Source organism: Lentzea kentuckyensis, from assembly GCF_002150765.1.
GTDB lineage: Bacteria > Actinomycetota > Actinomycetes > Mycobacteriales > Pseudonocardiaceae > Lentzea > Lentzea kentuckyensis.
Map to the genome: position 1 here is coordinate 106,543 of NZ_MUYM01000064.1, position 17,600 is coordinate 124,142.

14 protein-coding genes are annotated in these 17,600 nt (G+C 68.2%); 5 read left to right on the forward strand and 9 right to left on the reverse strand.

Annotation, left to right across the window (positions count from 1 at the left end):
- Positions 1–5: 5 nt before the first annotated feature.
- The 7 genes from B0F77_RS28680 to B0F77_RS28710 form a co-directional block, all read right to left on the reverse strand.
- Positions 6–1,025, reverse strand: coding sequence for a LacI family DNA-binding transcriptional regulator (locus B0F77_RS28680; protein ID WP_086666175.1), 1,020 nt, complete (start codon positions 1,023–1,025; stop codon positions 6–8).
- Complete coding sequence (locus B0F77_RS28685) at positions 1,022–2,398, reverse strand: GH1 family beta-glucosidase (protein ID WP_086666112.1); 1,377 nt, start codon at positions 2,396–2,398, stop codon at positions 1,022–1,024. The genes B0F77_RS28680 and B0F77_RS28685 overlap by 4 nt, the downstream gene beginning before the upstream one ends.
- Positions 2,395–3,207, reverse strand: coding sequence for a carbohydrate ABC transporter permease (locus tag B0F77_RS28690; protein WP_086666113.1), 813 nt, complete (start codon positions 3,205–3,207; stop codon positions 2,395–2,397). The genes B0F77_RS28685 and B0F77_RS28690 overlap by 4 nt, the downstream gene beginning before the upstream one ends.
- A complete protein-coding gene (locus B0F77_RS28695; protein ID WP_425435733.1) occupies positions 3,204–4,166 on the reverse strand; it encodes a carbohydrate ABC transporter permease in 963 nt (320 codons plus the stop codon). The genes B0F77_RS28690 and B0F77_RS28695 overlap by 4 nt, the downstream gene beginning before the upstream one ends.
- A complete protein-coding gene (locus B0F77_RS28700; RefSeq protein ID WP_086666114.1) occupies positions 4,163–5,449 on the reverse strand; it encodes an ABC transporter substrate-binding protein in 1,287 nt (428 codons plus the stop codon). Before B0F77_RS28700 ends, B0F77_RS28695 begins: the two co-directional genes overlap by 4 nt.
- 311 nt (positions 5,450–5,760) lie before the next feature.
- Positions 5,761–6,474: a TetR/AcrR family transcriptional regulator gene (locus tag B0F77_RS28705; protein ID WP_086666115.1), complete on the reverse strand. Its 714-nt coding sequence runs from the start codon at positions 6,472–6,474 to the stop codon at positions 5,761–5,763.
- Positions 6,467–7,726 carry an FAD-dependent monooxygenase gene (locus B0F77_RS28710; protein ID WP_086666116.1) on the reverse strand — a complete coding sequence of 420 codons (1,260 nt, stop codon included), beginning with the start codon at positions 7,724–7,726 and terminating at the stop codon, positions 6,467–6,469. Before B0F77_RS28710 ends, B0F77_RS28705 begins: the two co-directional genes overlap by 8 nt.
- Positions 7,727–7,944: 218 nt before the next feature.
- Between B0F77_RS28710 and B0F77_RS28715 the strand changes: the two genes are divergently transcribed.
- A complete protein-coding gene (locus B0F77_RS28715; RefSeq protein WP_245848764.1) occupies positions 7,945–8,628 on the forward strand; it encodes a glycoside hydrolase family 12 protein in 684 nt (227 codons plus the stop codon).
- Here B0F77_RS28715 and B0F77_RS28720 read toward each other — a convergent pair.
- A complete protein-coding gene (locus B0F77_RS28720) occupies positions 8,620–9,693 on the reverse strand; it encodes a LacI family DNA-binding transcriptional regulator (RefSeq protein ID WP_342746844.1) in 1,074 nt (357 codons plus the stop codon). The genes B0F77_RS28715 and B0F77_RS28720 overlap by 9 nt on opposite strands.
- 105 nt (positions 9,694–9,798) lie before the next feature.
- Complete coding sequence (locus tag B0F77_RS28725; RefSeq protein ID WP_211294075.1) at positions 9,799–12,630, reverse strand: glycoside hydrolase family 3 protein; 2,832 nt, start codon at positions 12,628–12,630, stop codon at positions 9,799–9,801.
- A gap of 334 nt (positions 12,631–12,964) precedes the next feature.
- On the opposite strand from B0F77_RS28725, the gene B0F77_RS28730 reads away from it, so the two are divergent.
- The 4 genes from B0F77_RS28730 to B0F77_RS28745 are packed head-to-tail and all read left to right on the forward strand — an operon-like array spanning position 12,965 to position 17,589.
- Positions 12,965–14,635, forward strand: coding sequence for a type 2 periplasmic-binding domain-containing protein (locus tag B0F77_RS28730; RefSeq protein ID WP_143466947.1), 1,671 nt, complete (start codon positions 12,965–12,967; stop codon positions 14,633–14,635).
- A gap of 20 nt (positions 14,636–14,655) precedes the next feature.
- Positions 14,656–15,579, forward strand: a complete 924-nt coding sequence (locus B0F77_RS28735) for an ABC transporter permease (RefSeq protein WP_245848766.1) — start codon at positions 14,656–14,658, stop codon at positions 15,577–15,579.
- Between the two features lie 59 nt (positions 15,580–15,638).
- The gene (locus B0F77_RS28740; RefSeq protein ID WP_211294077.1) at positions 15,639–16,553 is read left to right on the forward strand and encodes a carbohydrate ABC transporter permease; all 915 of its coding nucleotides are present in this window, start codon (positions 15,639–15,641) and stop codon (positions 16,551–16,553) included.
- Between the two features lie 7 nt (positions 16,554–16,560).
- Complete coding sequence (locus B0F77_RS28745; RefSeq protein WP_086666122.1) at positions 16,561–17,589, forward strand: LacI family DNA-binding transcriptional regulator; 1,029 nt, start codon at positions 16,561–16,563, stop codon at positions 17,587–17,589.
- The last annotated feature ends 11 nt before the right edge of the window (positions 17,590–17,600 follow it).

Consider the following 17,600-nt stretch of genomic DNA (forward strand, 5'->3'; position numbering starts at 1 on the left):
CCGGGTCAGGCGCTGTCGCGGAACACCATCGATGTCGGCAGCAACACCGACGGCGGCAGGTTCTCCGTGCCGGACAACTCCGCGAGCAGGCGCCAGGTCATGGTGCGACCCAGGTGTTCGATGTCCTGCCGCACGGTGGTGAGCGGAGGCACGGCGGTAGCGGCCAGCATCGAGTTGTCGAACCCGACCACCGCCACGTCCTGCGGGATCCGGCTGCCGATGGAGCGCAGTACCTGCAGCGCGCCGAGCGCCATGATGTCGGCGGCGACGAACACCGCGTCGAGGTTCGGTGCCATGCTCAGCAGTTTCTCCATGGCCAGCGCGCCGCTGTCCGGAGTGAAGTCGCCGTGCGCCACCAGGTCCGCCGGGAGTCTTGCTTCCTCCAGACCGCGCAGCCACCCGCTCAGCCGGTCCAGGCTCACGGTCATGTCCGCCGGGCCCGCGATCGTCGCGATCCTGCGCCGTCCCAGTGACACCAGGTGCCGGGTCGCCTGCAACGCGCCGCTGAAGTTGTCGGCGTCCACGAACGGGACCTGCTCGGTGAAGAGCGGCCGGCCTCCGATCACCACGGGCAGTCCCGCCTCCCGAAGTGACTGCGGAAGGGGATCGTCACCGTGCAGGTTCAACACGAGCGCACCGTCGACGTGACCGCGGCTGAGGTAGGCCACCAGGTCGTGGCTGTTCTCCGGCTGGCTCATCGTGAGCAGGAGCTGGATGCCGCAGCCGGCCAGTTCCGCGTGCACTCCCCGCAGCACGCCGGCGAAGAAGGGGTCCGCGAGCACTCTGCTGCCCTGCTCGGACACCACCAGCGCGATCGCGTTCGCCTTGCTGCCGGCCAGGGTGCGCGCGGCGTGGTTGGGGCTGTAGCCCAACCTGTCGATCGCGCGGCGGACGGCTTCGCGGGTGCTGTCGCTGACGTGCTCTTTCTCGTTGAGCACGCGGGAAACGGTGGACTTCGACACCCCGGCCACGAGCGCGACCTCCACGATGCGTGGACCGGGGCGTCGACCGTTGGTCTCCGTCACCGCACCGCGACGAGTGCGTTGCCGCGCGCCACCCTGGCGAACCACTTCGCGCTCATCTTGGGCGTCCGGACCTGGGTGTCGTAGTCCACGTGCACGATGCCGAACCGCTTCGCGTACCCCTCGGCCCACTCGAAGTTGTCGAGCAGGGACCAGCAGAAGTAGCCGCGCAGCTTCACTCCCATCTCGATCGCGTCGTGGGCGGCGCGCAGATGGGACTCCAGATAGGCGGTCCGGTCGACGTCCTGGACGCCGTCGCCGTCGATCTCGTCGCGGAAGGCGGCGCCGTTCTCGGTGATGTACAACGGAAGCCGCGGATACTGCGCGTGCAGCCGCAGCAGCACCGACGTCAGCCCCTCCGGCCTGACCTCCCAGCCCATGTCCGTGCGCGGGAAGTCCCGGCGGGGGAACGAGTGGTCCCCGACGCCGACCCACGGTGACGGCCCGGTCTCGCCGGGCCGCGAGCTGACGTGGTGCTCGGTGTAGTAGTTGACGCCGAGCATGTCGAGCGGCCCCGAGATGAGTTCGAGGTCGCCCGCGCGCACGTGCCTGCTGAAGCCGAACGGCTCCAGGTCCGCCACGACGTCGGCCGGGTACTCGCCGCGCAGCAGCGGATCGAGGAAGATCCGCTGCTGCAACCCGTCCAGCCGCCGTGCGACGTCCTGGTCGGCCGCAGACGCGGGATCCGCGGGAATGATCGGGTACATGTTGAGCGTGATGCCCACGCGCGTGAACGCCGCGGCGGTCCGGATCGCCTGTGCCGCCAGGCCGTGCCCGAGCAGCAGGTGGTGCACCGCGGCGACGGCGGCAGCGGGGTCCGTGCGTCCCGGCGCGTGGACTCCGGCCGCGTAGCCGAGGAAGGCGGCGCACCAGGGCTCGTTCAGCGTGGTCCAGTTGGTGACGCGGTCGCCGAGCGCCTCGGCGGTGGCGGTGGCGTAGTCGGCGAACCGGAACGCGGTGTCGCGTGCCGCCCAGCCACCCGCGTCCTCCAGTTTCTGGGGGAGGTCCCAGTGGTAGAGCGTCGGCCACGGCTGGATGTCGTGCGCCAGCAACGTGTCGATGAGCCTGCGGTAGAAGTCGAGGCCGGCCTGGTTGACCGCGCCACCGTCCGGACGCACCCGCGGCCACGCGATGGAGAACCGGTAGGCCCTCAGCCCGAGTTCGGCCATCATCCGCACGTCCTGCTCGAACCGGCGGTAGTGGTCGGCCGCGGGTTCGCCGCAGTCGCCGCCCACGACGTTGCCCGGCACCCGGCAGAACACGTCCCAGATGGAGTCCGTGCGACCGTCCACGTCGGTCGCGCCCTCGACCTGGAACGCGGCGGTGGCCGCACCCCAGAGGAACCCTTGCGGGAAAACGATGTCCGTCACTTTCATCCCTTCACGGCGCCCTGCATCACGCCGGCGACGATCTGCCGCCCGAGGACGAGGAACACGATCAGCACCGGAATCGTCGCGAGAGTCGTTCCGGCGAGCACGAGTGAGTAGTCGACGTAGTAACCGCTCTGCAGCTTCTCCAGTGCGACCTGGAGCGTCGGGTTGTCGGGGGTCAGCACGATCAGTGGCCAGAGGAAGTCGTTCCAGGACTGCATGAACGTGAACACACCGAGCATCGCGGCGGCTGGTCTCGCCGCGGGCAGCGCGACGTGCCAGAACGCCCGCCAGAGGCTGCAGCCGTCCATCCTGGCCGCCTCGACGAGCTCGTCGGGCACGGTGTCGATGAGGTACTGACGCATCCAGAACACGCCGAAGGCGGTGACGAGGTTCGGCACGATCACGGCCTCGAGCTCGCCGGCCCAGCCGAACTCGGCCATCGCCATGTACAGCGGGATGATGCCGAGCTGGGTGGGCACGGCCAGTGTCGCGACCACGAACAGGAACAACGCGCCGCGGCCGCGGAAGCGCAGTTTGGCGAAGGCGAAACCGGCCAGCGTCGAGAGCAGCACCACCGAGAGCGTCACGGTGCCGGACACGATGAAGCTGTTGCCCAGCGCCTTCCAGAACGGGATGGTGTCGAGCACGCGCAGGGCGTTGGTGACGAAGTTGCCACCGGGGACCAGGGTGAAGTCACCGGTGAGGGCGGAGTTGTCGCGACTGGCCACGAGGAACGACCAGTAGAACGGGAAAGCCGAACCCAGCACGAACGCGGCCAGCAGTCCGTAGACCACAAAGGACGGACGCCTCATCGCACCGCCCTTCTCGTGAGCCAGAAGTTGAGGCCGGCGACCCCGATCACGATCAGGAACAGGGTCCAGGCGATGGCGGCGGCGTAACCGAGGTCGAACTGCTGGAACGCCGACTGGTAGAGGTACAGCACGACGGTCTGGTACTGGTGCTCGGCGCCGCCGCCGCTGCCCGCGGACGGGTCGAACAGCTTGGGCTCGGTGAAGATCTGCAGGCCGCCGATCGTGGACGTGACGATCACGAAGATCAGCGTGGGCTTGAGCATCGGCAGCGTGATGCTGAAGAACTGCCGCACCGGGCCCGCGCCGTCCACCACCGCGGCTTCGTACAGGTCGCGCGGAATCGCGAGCATCGCCGCCAGCACGATCAACGCGTTGTACCCCGTCCACCGCCAGTTGACCATGGACGCGATGGCGATGTGACTGCCGAACGTCTCGGCCTGCCAGTCGATCGGCGGGATCCCCACGATCGACAACACCTCGTTGACCAGCCCGTACTGCGGTCCGAAGAGGTTGCCGAAGATGATGGCCAGCGCCACCAGACTGGCGACGTAGGGGAGCAGCACACCCATCCGCCACGTCGTCCTGGCGCGCAGGTTGCCGCTGAGCAGGGCCGCCAGCACCACCGCGACGACCACCTGCGGAGCGCTGGACAGCAGGAAGATGCTGAAGGTGTTGAACAGGGCGTTCCAGAACTGGTCGTCCTCGAGCAGCGTGCGGAAGTTGCCGAGGCCGACGAACGTGCGCTCGTCGGCGCCCAGTTCCCAGTCGAACAACGACACGTAGGCGGTGTAGAGCAGGGGAAAGAGCCCTACCGTGCCGAACAGCACGAAGAACGGTGCCACGAAGAGATAGGGCGACACCTTGTTGTCCAATGTGGACCAGCGATACCGGCGCGGAGACGGCGAGCGAACCACCTCGGTTCGCTCGCGCTCCACGTCCTTGGGGAGAAGGACGGTCACTTGGCCGCCTTCTGGGCTTCCTGCACCGCGGTCTTCCACGCCTCGTCGGCGTTCTTGCCCTGTTCCAGGGACTGCAGCGCCGGGCTGAACACGTTGTCCTGGATCTGTCCGTCGGCCGGACCCTTGTACTGCGCGGCCGCGACCTTCTTGGCCTGCGCGGCGAACAGCGCGCCCGCCTTGACGTCACCGAAGTAGGCGTTGGTCTGCTCCAACAGGGCGGGATCGTCGAGAGCCTTGACCTGGCTGGGGAAGGTGCCCTTGGCCTTGAACGCCTTGGTCTGCTGTTCCGGCGCGGTCAGCCAGGCGGCCAGCTCCGCGGCCTTGGCGGCGTTCTTGCTCTGCTTGGGCACGGTGAGGTACGAGCCGCCCCAGTTGCCGCCGCCGTTCGGGAACGCCTCGGTGACGGCCCACTTGCCCTTGTTCTCCGGGCCGGCCTGGGTCTCGATGACACCGAGCATCCAGGACGGGCACGTCTTGGTGGCGAACGCTCCGGCCTTGAAGCCGCTGTTCCACTCGTTGCTCCAGGCCACGAGCTTGGCGGACTGTCCCTTCGTGACGGCCTTCGTCACGGCGTCCCAGTCGGCCCTGATGGCACCGTTGGACTCGACGACCAGCTTGTCGGTCTTGTCGTAGTAGCCGGTCTCGTGCTGGTTGTGCATGGCGTTGAAGATCTGGGCCGCGCTGTCGAACCACGCGACACCACCGGACTTCGCGATGAACTGCTCGCCCGCGGCGAAGTAGCTGTCCCACGTGGCGAAGAGCGACTTGACCGCCTGGGGGTCCGACGGCAGCCCGGCCTTCTCGAAGAGGTCCTTGCGGTAGCACATGGCCAGCGGACCGATGTCGGTGCCGTAGCCGATCAGCTTGCCGTCCTTGGTGGCGGCGTCGGCCTTCCACTTCAGCCAGCGGTCCGCGGCGACGTCCTTCGGCCCGATCTCCTTGAGATCACTGAACTGGCCGGCCTTCGACAGGACCTGGCTGAGGAAACCCTCCTCGATCGCCTCGACGTCGGCGAGTCCCGATCCCGCGCCCAGCTTGGTGAACAGGTTCTGGTGGTGCGGAGCGGCCTGGCCCGCCTTGCGGTGGGTGATCTTGATGTCCGAGTGCGCCGCCTCGTACTCCTTGAACAGTTCCTCGTAGCCGAACTCGTTGAAGGTGGCGACGGTCAGCTCGGTCTTGCCGTCGGCGGTCTGGTTCGTCGCTCCGCCCGAACCACAGGCGGTGATGCTGACAGCGGAGATGGCGGCGCAGGCCAGCACGCTGACCAAACGGCGGGGACGCACTTGGAGAGCTCCTCTGATCTCGGCGGCAAACCTGGGAGCGCTCCCAGGCTGGAGGAGTGTGATCCAGCGCGCTCTGGGGTGTCAAGGATTCCTGCTCCGCCCGTAACCAAGGTGCACATTCGCCGACGGTCCACCTTCGCCAGGAAACGTATCTACGTGCACTTATAGCGGACTCTTGAGTTCGCTGAGCGAGCGCGGACGGCTGCGGGCGGACGGATTGTTTCTGCCCGAAATAGATTGCGAAACTATTCGAAACCTGGGAGCGCTCCCAGAGCTGAGACGGACAAACCAACCTAAACGGGCGGTCGGTATCAGGCCTGGGAGCTGGACACAGGCTGGGAAAGGAGTGACAGGGCAACCGCGCTTTGTTCGCGGAGGTGCAGGATGCCATCCGCGGCGGCGGCCGCGACCTGCTCCGGGGTGGCTCGCTCCAGACCGAGTAGGGCGGTGACGGCGGCGGCGAGTACCCGTCCGGGATCGTCGACCCCGGGGGTGGGTCCCAGCCTGATCGTCAGCTTGAAGCCGGCGATGAGCGAGCCCAGGGCCAGCGCCTGCTCCTCGACCAGCCAGTCGGTCCTGGCCAGGTCGTGGTCCCGCCAGATCGGCAGAACCCTGCGCATGACCGCGTCGGGCCCGAGGGTGCCGAGCAGTGTGGCCGATCGGGGGTCGTCGGCCAGCACGCCGAGGAGTTCCTCGTCGCGGCCGCTCAACGCGTTGACGTACGGGTGCGCTGCCGCGGTTGTCAGCATGGAGACGGACAGCCTCGAAGGGCGGGCCAGGTCGGGGTCGTCGGTGACGGCGGCGATGACCTCTTCGGCGAAGGCGAGGAAGTCGCGGCAGACGAGGTCGAGCAGCAGGTCTTCCTTGGTGTTCCAGTACAGGTAGACGGTGCCCTTGCCGATGTGGGCCCTGCGGGCGACTTCGGCGATGGTGACGCCCCGGCTGCCGCGGGAGAGCACGAGCTCTCCCGCGGCAGCGAGCACACGTGCTGCCTTGGACGGGAGTTGTCCGGCTGGCTCAGGCAATTCGTGTCTCCTCTTGGGCCCCGATCGGTTCGCCGAGGATCTCGCCGACGATGTCCGCACCTTTGTACTTGATGATCTCGTCCACCCGCATGATCCGGTCGGCCAGTCGCCTGCCGAGCCTGGAGCCGCGGAGCAGGGGAACCACCCGGCGGAGCTGGATCTCCACGGGGGTGTCGGCCACGAAGATCTTCCGGTCGTCCGGTGCCGCGTCCTGGTAGTGGGTGACGTACGGGCGCAGCCCGCGCTCCCACTCGGCCAGGGCCGTCCGCAGGTCGCCGGGGTGCCGTTCGAGCATCGTGCCGAGCACGTCCGCTCCGGCCAGCGCGGCGGAGACTCCCATGCCGGCGTAGAGCGTCACGCACCACGCGGAGTCGCCGACCAGGACCACGCGCCCGTTGTGCCAGGTGCTCATGCGCACCTGCTCGACCGAGTCGAACAGGACCGAGTCAGTGGAATCCATCGCGTCGAGGGCCGAATCGAGCGTGTTTCCGAGCGGCTGGGGGCCGAAGGCCCTGCGCACGCTCGCCGCGGCCGGGCGGGTGAACTCGGCGTCCACGTCGTCGGTGCGGTAGCTGAGCAGGATGGTCGGGTTGTGGTCGCGGAACGCGAAAACCCACATCGAACGGTTCGGCTCCAGCAGGCTGGCGCCCTGCCCCGCGGTCAGTCCCGCCGGCACGCCGGGGTACTCGAACGCCGCGAGCATGTAGCCCATGCGCTTGAGGTACTGCTCATGCGGGCCGAAGGCCAGCGACCGGACCGTCGAGCGGAGCCCGTCCGCGCCCACGACCAGTTCGAACCGCTCGGTGGTCGTGGTGCCCGTCGCGGTGTTCCGCAGCGTCACGTCCACCCCGTCGGCGTCCTGGGTGATCGCGGTGGGCACGGTGGAGAAGCGTGTTTCGACCTCGGTGGGCAGGGTGGCGTACGCCGCCTCCTCGACGTCGCCGCGCACCATCAGCCACGGCCTGCCGGGCAGGTCGGCGTACGTCATGCCCGGCCTGGAGCCGCCCCTGCGGTCGATGGACAGACCGGGCAGCGGCGACGTGCGGTCGTGCACGTGGTCGAGGATGCCCAGGCGGCGCGCGGCGGCCTGACCGGCGCCGAACAACGCCACGAAGTAGCCGCCGGATCTCCGGCCCGGCGCGCGCTCGATGATCACTGGCGACCATCCAGCCCGGTGCAGTCGTGTCGCGGTGGCCAGACCGCTGATGCCCATGCCGACGACGAGAACGCGTCCCTGGTTGCTCTGAGTCATGTCCTCAACATACTGACCGTTTTGGTCATCGGGTCAGTATGTGGCCGCGGTCACTCTGCCTGGGCTGCCTTCGGCTGCCGGGGCGGAGTGGTGAGTCGAATTTCTTGCGGACCTTGTATTCGATGCATTCGATGCCTATCTTTCGTTGTGGTTGAAGCGCTTCGATTGCTTCAAGTCTTTCCGGTCAAAGATGTTCGGAAGGGTGTGCGATGGGCAGGATGCTTCGTTTTCTGACCGCGGCTGCGGTCGCGGTTCTGATGGGCCTTCTCGGTTCGGGAAGTGCCCATGCGGCGACGTGGACGACCAGTGACCAGTGGGGAACGTGGTCGAACGGCGGCTACACGCTCCGCAACAACATCTGGGGCAGTGGAGCGGGCGCGCAGACGCTCTGGGCAAACTCGTACAGCAACTGGGGCGTGTGGGCGGACCACCCCAACACCGGCGGTGTGAAGTCCTATCCGCACGCGGCGAAGGCGGTGGACCGCCGACTGAGCTCAATCGGCGGGGTGACCAGCAGCTTCAACGTCAACGCGCCGGCGGCGGGCGCGTACACGACGGCGTACGACATCTGGGCTGACAACTCTCGCTACGAGATCATGCTCTGGATGAACAAGTACGGTCCGGTGGGGGCGATCGGGTCCTACCAGACCTCGGCGTCGGTCGGCGGGCACAACTGGGACGTCTACCGCGGCAGCAACGGTCACAACGAGGTCTTCTCGTTCATCCGTCAGGGGAACACCAATTCCGGAACGGTCGACATCAAGGCCGTGATGAACTGGATCAAGAACCGCGGCTGGTACGGCGACGTCACGCTGGGCGAGGTGCAGTTCGGCTACGAGATCACCTCTTCGAGCGGCGGCCTCAACTTCGGCACGAACAGCTTTTCCGTGTCGTCATGGTGATTTGACGAAATTCCCGTTCTGATGGTTGGGGTCCGGTTCGCCGGGCCCCAACTTCGTCGCGGTGCTGCCGCGATCGGTGAGCCGCGGCTGGAGCAGGCGCACCTCGGGTGCCTGCTCCCGCGCGAGGCGGGTCACGACCATCTCGACCGCGATCGCGCTCAGCTGCTCGGCTGGGACGGCGATCGAGGTGAGCGGAACCGGCAAGCTCTCCGCGAGGTCGTCGGGGCACAACGTGATCACCGAGACGTCGGCGGGCACCCGCAGCGAGCGGCGCTGCAGTTCGAACAGCAGCTGACTGAGGATCGCCTCGTTGTGCACCACCAGGCTGGTGGTGCCGCGGTCCGGACGCAGCACGTCGTCCAGGCACGCCGCGACCGAGTCGGGGCCGGGGGCGCACGCGTGCACCGACACCGGCAGGTCCCGCCTGGCCGCCTCGCGCTGGAACCCGTCCAGCAACCGCGCGGCGTAGCTCGTGCCGCGCTCGTACACGGAGGGATGTGAGCCGATCAGGGCGATCGACCGGTGCCCGAGGTCGGCGAGGTGTCCCACCATGTGCCGGCCGGCGGCGGTGAAGTCGAGGTCGACGCAGTTCAGGCCCTCGTGGTCGTCGGGCAGTCCGATCAGGACGACCGGCGCGTCGATGGAGCGCAGTTCCGGAATGCGCGGATCCGCGCTTTCCACGTCCATCATGATGATCGCGTCCGCCATGGACCGTGCGACGACCCGGTGGGCTTCGCCGGGGCCGGACTCCTTGGTCAGGAGCAGCACGTCGTAGTCGTGGTCACGAGCGGAAGCCACGATCGACGAGACGAACTGCATGATGACCGGCATGATCTGGTCGGACCGCAACGGCACGACCAGACCGAGTACCTGCGACTTGTTCGACGCGAGCGCCCGCGCTCCGGCGTTCGGCTGGTAACCGAGTGCGAGGATGCTCTGCTCGACGCGGCGCTTGGTCTCCTCTGAGATCGTTCGCTTTCCGCTGAGCACATAGGACACGGTGCTCATCGAGACCCCGGCGTGGCGGGCGACCTCTTTGATGGTGATCATGCCCGCCCCTCGGATCGCCCCAGTTGGTGGCGGTCATCGTAGTGCGCGGTGCGCTGGGGCGTGGTCCGCGACGGGAACCCGGTCGGTTCCCGTCGCGGCCACTGGCGCGGGCAATCGGTCTCAGTCGGCCGAGGAGAAGCGGAACGCCGCCAGCCGGAACGATCCGTGCAGCTTCACCACGAAATCGTGCACTCCGGTGAGAGGGTGCGGCAGCGTGGCCGTGGTGATGGTCCACGTGTAGCGGTCGCCCGTGACCTGAACCGGGAGCTCCGCCAGCAGTTGCCCGTCCGTCCAGAACTCCAGTCGTTCGCCCGGAACGCCACTGCCCGCGGCGATCTCGGCCTCGACCCGCACCGCGCCGGACAGGTCGACGGACCGGAACCACAGCGTCGCCGGTTCGGTGGCAGCGGGGGTGATCGCGTCGCCGGTGGTCCTGGTGGCGTCGACGAAGGTCACGCCCTCGTGGTCGTCGAAATCGACGGCGAGCAGACGTCGGCCGACGCCCGCACGAGGCTCGGGAGCCGGTCCGGCGACCTTCAACGGCGCGGTGAGCACGACGTCGGTGGCGGAACGGGCGACGATCACCTCGTAGCCGCCGGGATCGGTGACGAAGGCGCCGGTCGTGACGTCCCAGTGGGAGAGCTGGTCCGCGGACAGCCGGAACGACAGCACCTGGTTCTCACCGGGCGCCAGCGCGACCTTGCGGAAGTCCGCGAGCCGCAGCTGGGGCGCCTCGTAGCGGGCGTCGAGCGCGCGGACGTAGAGCTGGACGACCTCGGTGCCCGCACGGGCGCCGGTGTTGGTCAGCGTCACCGAGACGTCGGTCGCGGTGTCGCCGGTGATGGTGTCAGCCGAGAGTTTCAGGCCCGTGTAAGAGAAATCGGCGTAGGACAGGCCGTGGCCGAACGGGTAGAGCGGCGCGGCCCGGTGGTACTGGTAGGTCCAGCCGGCCTTGATGATGTCGTAGTCCAGTGGGGGCGGCAGTTCGTCGTCACCGCGGTACCAGGTCTGCGGCAGCCGCCCGGCCGGCTCGGCTTCGCCGAACAGGACGGCGGCCACCGCGTTGCCGGTTTCCTGCCCGCCGTGGGAGGTCCACACCACGGCGGGCAGGTGCTCGTCGGCCCAGTCGAGGGCGTAGGGGTAGCTGCTCATCACGACCAGCACGGTGTCGCCGCGGACTCCGGCGACCGCGCGCAGCAGCGACTCCTGGGCGGGCGGCAGCGCGATGCCCGCGCGGTCCTCGGTCTCGCGGCCGTGGATCAGCGGCTGGTTGCCCAGCACGACCACCGCGACATCGGCCTCCACCGCTGCGGCCAGTGCCTCCGCGGTGCCGTCGCGGAGCAGCTCGCGTTCCCACCGCTCCGCGGCCTCCGGGGTCTCCGCGGTGACGCTGACCTGGCCGTCGGCGGGATCGACGACGGCGTACCGCCCGGTCAGGACACTTTGGACCAGCACGGAATCTTCCCGTGCTACCAGGCGGAACGTCTCGGCGACGTCCCAGCTCTTGATCTGCTCCTGGTCGGCGGCCAGCGAGCCGTCGTCGCGCCGGAGGCTCAGGTAGCGGCTGTTCTCGGCCGAGCGCAGCGTCAGCACGCCGTCGCCCCAGTCGAGCACGTCGAACGCGGTCTTGCAGAGCAGCTCGCCGCTGGTGCGCGAGCGCAACGCGACCCGGTCGGCGCCGTCCGCGACGACCACCTCGCCGTCGTGTTCGGCCAGCACCGTCCTGAGACCGTCGGCGACCGTGACCTGGTAGGGCAGCGTGCCGCTGTACCAGTCCTCGCACAGGGTGTCGGCGAGCGGGCCGATCACCGCGACGCGCGGGGCGCGGGTCTCGTCGAGCGGAAGCAGCCCGTTGTTGCGCAGCAGCACCACGGACTCGGTCGCCGACCGCAGCGCGAGAGCGCGGTGCTCGGCGCAGTCGATGACCTCGGGTCCGATCGTGGCGTACGGGTCGAGATCGGGGTCGAACTCGCCGAGGCGGAAGCGGATCTCCAGCTGTCGCCGCACCGCACGGTCCACATCGGACTCGTCGATCAGTCCGCGGTCCAGTGCTTCCCGCAGCCTGCCGACCGGGGTGGCGCTGTCCTCGCCGTGGTCGGTGAAGCTGTCGATGCCCGCCCTGAGCGCGGCGGCGTGCGACTCGGCGTGGTCGTCGAAGTAGTGTTCCGGATCCACCAGATTGGACGGTGCCTCCGCGTCGCTGACCACGAACAGCTCCTGGTCGGTCCACCGGCGCAGCTCGTCGTTGATCAGGGGGCTCACGTGACACGGGCGGCCGTTGACCAGGTTGTAGCCGGCCATCGCGCCCGTGGCGACCCCGGCGGCGACGACGGGGCGGAAGGCTGCCAGGTCGAACTCCTGCAGCACTCGCGGGCGCAGTCCGGACGACGTCACGCAGCGGTCGTCCTCGTTGTTGTAGGCCAGGAAGTGCTTGAGCACCGGAGCCGTGCGCAGGAACCGGGGGTCCTCGCCCGCGAGGCCGCGGCAGAACGCCACCCCGAGCCGCGCGGTGTGCAGCGGATCCTCGGAGTAGCCCTCCTCGTTGCGGCCCCAGCGCGGGTCGCGCAGCAGGTTCAGCACCGGAGCCCACGCCTGCAGGCTGTTCGTGCCCGTGCCGATCGCGGGCGGGCGGTGGTAGTGGAACGCGCGCAGCTCGACCGAGGTGGCCTCGGCGACCCTGCGCACCAGCTCCTCGTCCCAGGTCGCGCCCAGTCCGACCGCCTGCGGGAACACGGTCGCCACACCCAGCCAGGCGACCCCGTGCAACGCCTCCGAGCCGGTGCGGAACGCGGCGACGCCCAGGCGGGGCACGGCCGGTGAGTACTGGTGCAGCATCGCGATCCGCTCGTCGGGCGTGAGCCGCCCGAGCAGGTCGTCGACTCGTTCGCCCGTCGACAACGCCGGGTCGCGGAAGGGCAGCCGATCGGCCACGGACACGGACTCGGAAACCACGTGACAACCCCTCAGATCGGACTGGTCCAGTGCCGCGGCCGGCAACCGTCGCGGCTCCGCGTGCGGCGGGCGCTTCGCGGCATCGGCGTCTCGCCCGCAGCCAATCAGGCCAAGGACACGAACCTGTGCCACCATGCACCCGTCCGGGGGAGCGGGATGCGCGTACGGGCTATCAGCCATCGACTACCGGTGAAGCGTTTCGACGGTGCCACGACCAGGTTTCTGCTGTCAACGCTCTTGTTTCGTGCGAGCTACGTCACTATGGTCCCCGGCAACTGTTTAAGCGCTTCGACACTTCGACGACGAAGGATCGGGTTCCGGCATGGTCAACGACTTGAACCGTAGGAGCTTCCTGAACGCTGCGGTCTCGGCCGCAGGGCTCGTCGCGATGGGACCGCTGCTGTCCGCGTGTGGCGGGAGCGGTGCCCAGCGGGCGGGGGTGAACTCCGAGGCGGGCCTCAAGGCCGCGCTGCCCACCTACGTGCCGAACGCGTTGATCAAACCGGACATCCCGTCGGTGGCGGGCGGCCCCGACGTGCTGACGGATCCCGGCTTCCTCAACTACCCGTCCAACCGGATCGCCACCGTGTCCGGCGTCCCCGGCAAGGGCGGCAAGTACTCCGCCGTCACCCCGTTGTGGGGCACCATCCCGCCCGCGGACAACTCGTTCTACCAGGCGGTGAACAAGGCGCTGGGCATCCAGCTGGAGATGAAGCCGGCGGACGGCAACAACTACAACACGATCATCCCGACCATGACCGCGGCGAAGAAGCTGCCGGACTGGGTCAACCTGCCGGCGTGGTGGAACCCCAACTTCAACACCGGTGGCCTGGTCGGGAACCAGCTCGCTGACCTGACGCCGTTCCTGTCGGGTGACAACGTCAAGAAGTACCCGAACCTCGCCGCCATCCCCACCGCCGCGTGGCGGGCCGGCGCCTGGGGCGACAAGCTCTACGGGATTCCCTGTTTCGCGTCCGGTTTCACGGTGGCCGGCGCCCTCTTCCACCGGCGGGACGTCCTCGAGGCCAGGGGGATCAAGGCCGACGAGGTGAAGTCGGCCGACGACCTGATGAACCTCGGCAAGGAACTCACCGACGCCAAGGCCGGGGTCTGGGCCTTCGACGACATCTACACCTACTTCTACACCGCGTTCGGCGCGCCGCTGAAGTGGAGGGTGGACAACGGAAAGCTGGTCCACCTGTACGAGACGCAGGAGTTCCTGGACGGCCTGGACTGGCACCGCAAGCTGGCTGTCTCGGGTTACGTGCACCCGGACGCGCTGGCGGGCGACAACGCCTCCTCCACCACCCGGTTCTACGGCGGCAAGGTGCTGATCTCCGGTGGTGGGCCCGGCGCCTGGAATCTCGCCGACCACCAGAACGGGATGGCCGCCAACCCCAGCTACCGGCGTGGTGCGTTCAACTTCTTCGCCGCCGACGGCAAGAGTGCGCCCCGCGTCGACATGGGTGCCTCGACCAGCATCATCAGCTACCTCAACGCGAACCTGAAGCCGGAGCAGATCGAGGAACTGCTGGCCGTCGCCAACTACCTGGCGGCGCCGTTCGGCTCGGCCGAGTTCACCTTGGTCAACTTCGGTGTCGAGGGCACCCACTTCACCATGGCGGGTGGGGTGCCGACGCCCACCGACGCGGGCAAGAAGGAGGTCCAGGCGCAGACCTACCCGTTCCTCGCCAGTTCCGCCCAGGCGATCAGCAACCAGACCGCGCAGAGCGTCACCAGGGACTACACCGCCTGGCAGGCCGCGAACGTGAAGGCCCTCGCCAAGCCGGTCTTCTGGGGCATGAACATCAGCATGCCGCAGGCGCAGGCCACGGCCGAGGCCGCGCAGGGTGTCAGCGACACGGTCAAGGACTGCTACCACGGCAAGAAGTCCATTCAGGACGTGAAGGACGCCGTCGCGGCGTGGAAGACCAGCGGTGGTGGTGACCGGTTGGTCCAGTGGATGAACGACAACGTGCTCCAGAAGTACGGCACCGGCCAGTGACCACCGTCCGATCGGGTCGGGTGGGCCGACCCGCGAAAGTGAGCTGGCGGGTCAGGCTGCGCCGCGACCGGTCGCTGATCCTGATGACGCTGCCGGTCGTCGTCCTGCTGCTGGCGTTCAACTACGTGCCGTTGTTCGGGCTCGTCACGGCGTTCCAGGAGTACGACCCGCTGGCCGGGGTCTGGAACAGTCCGTGGGCCGGCCTCTACCAGTTCGAACGGCTGATCGGCGACCCGCTGTTCTGGGGAGCGCTGCGCAACACGCTCTACCTCAGCTTCGTGCAGCTGGTGCTGTTCTTCCCGATACCGATCGCGCTGGCGCTGCTGCTGAACTCGGTGCTGTCGCTGAGGATCCGCAACTTCATCCAGTCCGTGGTGTACCTGCCGCACTTCTTCTCGTGGGTGCTGGCGATCACGATCTTCCAGCAGATGCTCGGCGGCGCGGGCGCGCTCAACCAGTTCCTGCGGGCCAACGACGTCGGCACGTGGGACATCATGACCAACCCGGACACCTTCGCGCTCCTGGTCACCTCACAGGTGATCTGGAAGGAAGCGGGCTGGGGGATCATCGTGTTCCTGGCGGCGCTGGCCGCGATCAACACCGATCTGTACGAGGCTGCCGCGGCGGACGGTGCCGGGCGGTGGCGGCGGATGTGGCACATCACGTTGCCCGGCCTGCGCAGCGTCGTCGTGCTGATGCTGGTGCTGCGCCTGGGCAACGCGCTGACCGTCGGCTTCGAGCAGTTCCTGATCCAGCGGACCGCGGTCGGCCACGACAGCGCCGAGGTGCTGGACACCTTCTCCTTCTACTTCGGTATCGCCACCAACGACTACAGCTACGGCGCGGCGGCGGGTCTGTTCAAGAGCGTCATCTCGCTGCTGCTGATCTGGGGCGCGAACAAGCTGGCGCACGCTTTCGGCGAAGACGGGTTGTACAGGCGATGACGGACACACTCATGATCCAACGCACTGGTGCGAGCGTGAAAACCGTTGCACCCCAGGTAGTGCGCAGGAAGAGAAAGAACGCGCGCCAGGCCTGGGAGGAGCCGCCCACGGTCGCCGGCGAGGCCGCGAAGGGCATCACGCTGGGCGGCGTGCTGCTGATCATGCTGATCCCGTTGTGGATCATCGTCGTGACCAGCCTGTCCACCCAGGCCGCGGTCAACCGCGCCGGCGGCCTGGTGATCTGGCCGGACGGCATCACCTTCGAGGCCTACCGGGTGATGCTCTCCGACTCGACGGTCCGCACCGCGCTCGTCGTCAGCCTCGGGATCACCGCGATCGGCACGCTGGTCTCGATGGTGGTCTCGGTGATGTGCGCCTACGGCCTGTCGCGGTCGGGCTCGCTCGGTCACCGCTTCATCCTGACGTTGCTGATCATCACGATGTTCGTCAACGGCGGCCTGATCCCGACCTTCCTGGTGGTCACCGGGCTCGGTGGGTACGGGCAGTGGTGGGCGCTGATCCTGCCGGGCGCGGTGTCGGTGTTCAACATCCTCATCCTGCGCGCCTTCTACTCGAGCACGTCGGCCGACCTGATCGAGGCGGCGCGGATCGACGGCGCGGGTGACTGGCGGATCCTGTGGTCGATCGTGTTGCCCACCTCGCGCGCGGTGACCGCGGTGATGGCGCTCTTCTACGGTGTCGGCTACTGGAACTCGTTCTTCAACGTCATGTTGTACATGCCGACGGACAGTGAGAAGTGGCCGTTGCAGTACGTGCTGCTGACCTATGTCAACCGGGGGAACGGAATGCCGGGCTCGGTCAACGGCGGGTTCGGCACCCAGTTCTCCCAGACGGCACCACTGTCGCTGCAGATGGCCGTGGTGGTGCTGACGCTGGTTCCGTTGCTCATCGTTTATCCGTTCGTGCAGAAGCACTTCCGCACGGGCGTTCTGACCGGCGCGATCAAGGGCTGAAACATTCATGGTGACCATTGCGGACGTGGCCAGGCACGCGGGCGTGTCGTCCAGCACGGTGAGTTATGTGCTGACCGGCAAGCGCGCGATCTCCGAGGAGACCAGTGACAGAGTGCGCAATGCCGTGCGGGAACTGGGCTACCACCCGCACGCCGGCGCACGGGCACTCGCCGCCCGGCGGTCGCACATCGTGGCGCTGATGGTGCCGTTGCGCACGGACGTCTACGTCCCGGTGATGATGGAGATCGCGATCGCGGTGACCATGGCGGCCCGTCAGCACGGCTACGACGTGCTGTTGATCACCAACGACGAGGGCCCCGACGGGGTGCGCCGGATCGACGGCAGCGGCCTCGCCGACGGAGTGATCCTGATGGACGTCGAACTCGACGACGTGCGCATCCCCGTGGTGCGGTCGCAGGACATCCAGGCCGCGCTCATCGGCCTGCCGCAGGAGACCACCGGACTGTCCTGTGTGGACCACGACTTCTCCGCCGCCGGCGCACTGTGCGCGGACCACCTCGCCGATCTCGGCCACGAGGAGATCGCGTTCATCGGTTACGGTTCCGGGGTCTACCACCGGCACGCGGGCTACGCCGAGCGCACGCTGGCCGGGTTCCGCGACCGTGCCGAGCAGCGCGGCCTGCGGTTCCTGCACCGGACGTGCGAAGGCACCTACGAAAGCACGGCAGGGACGCTCGCCCGCATCCTCGCCGACCGTCCGGGCACCACGGGTTTCGTGGTGCAGAACGAAAGCGCGATCGGCCCGTTGCTCACGCTGCTGCGTGCCAGCGGGCGCACCGTGCCCGAGGACGCGTCGGTGATCGCCCTGTGCCAGGACCAGCTCGCCGAGCAGTTCGCCCCCAGGCTCACGGCGGTGACCGGCTCGGCGCAGGAGCTCGGCCGGGTCGCCGTCGACCAGATCATGCGCAGGCTGACCGCGGTGAACGACGGCGAGACGCCCACCGACGACCTGGTCCTGCTCACGCCCACCCTGACCGTGCGCGACAGCACCGGACGCGCGCCGCGCTCGTCCTGACCCGACCTTCC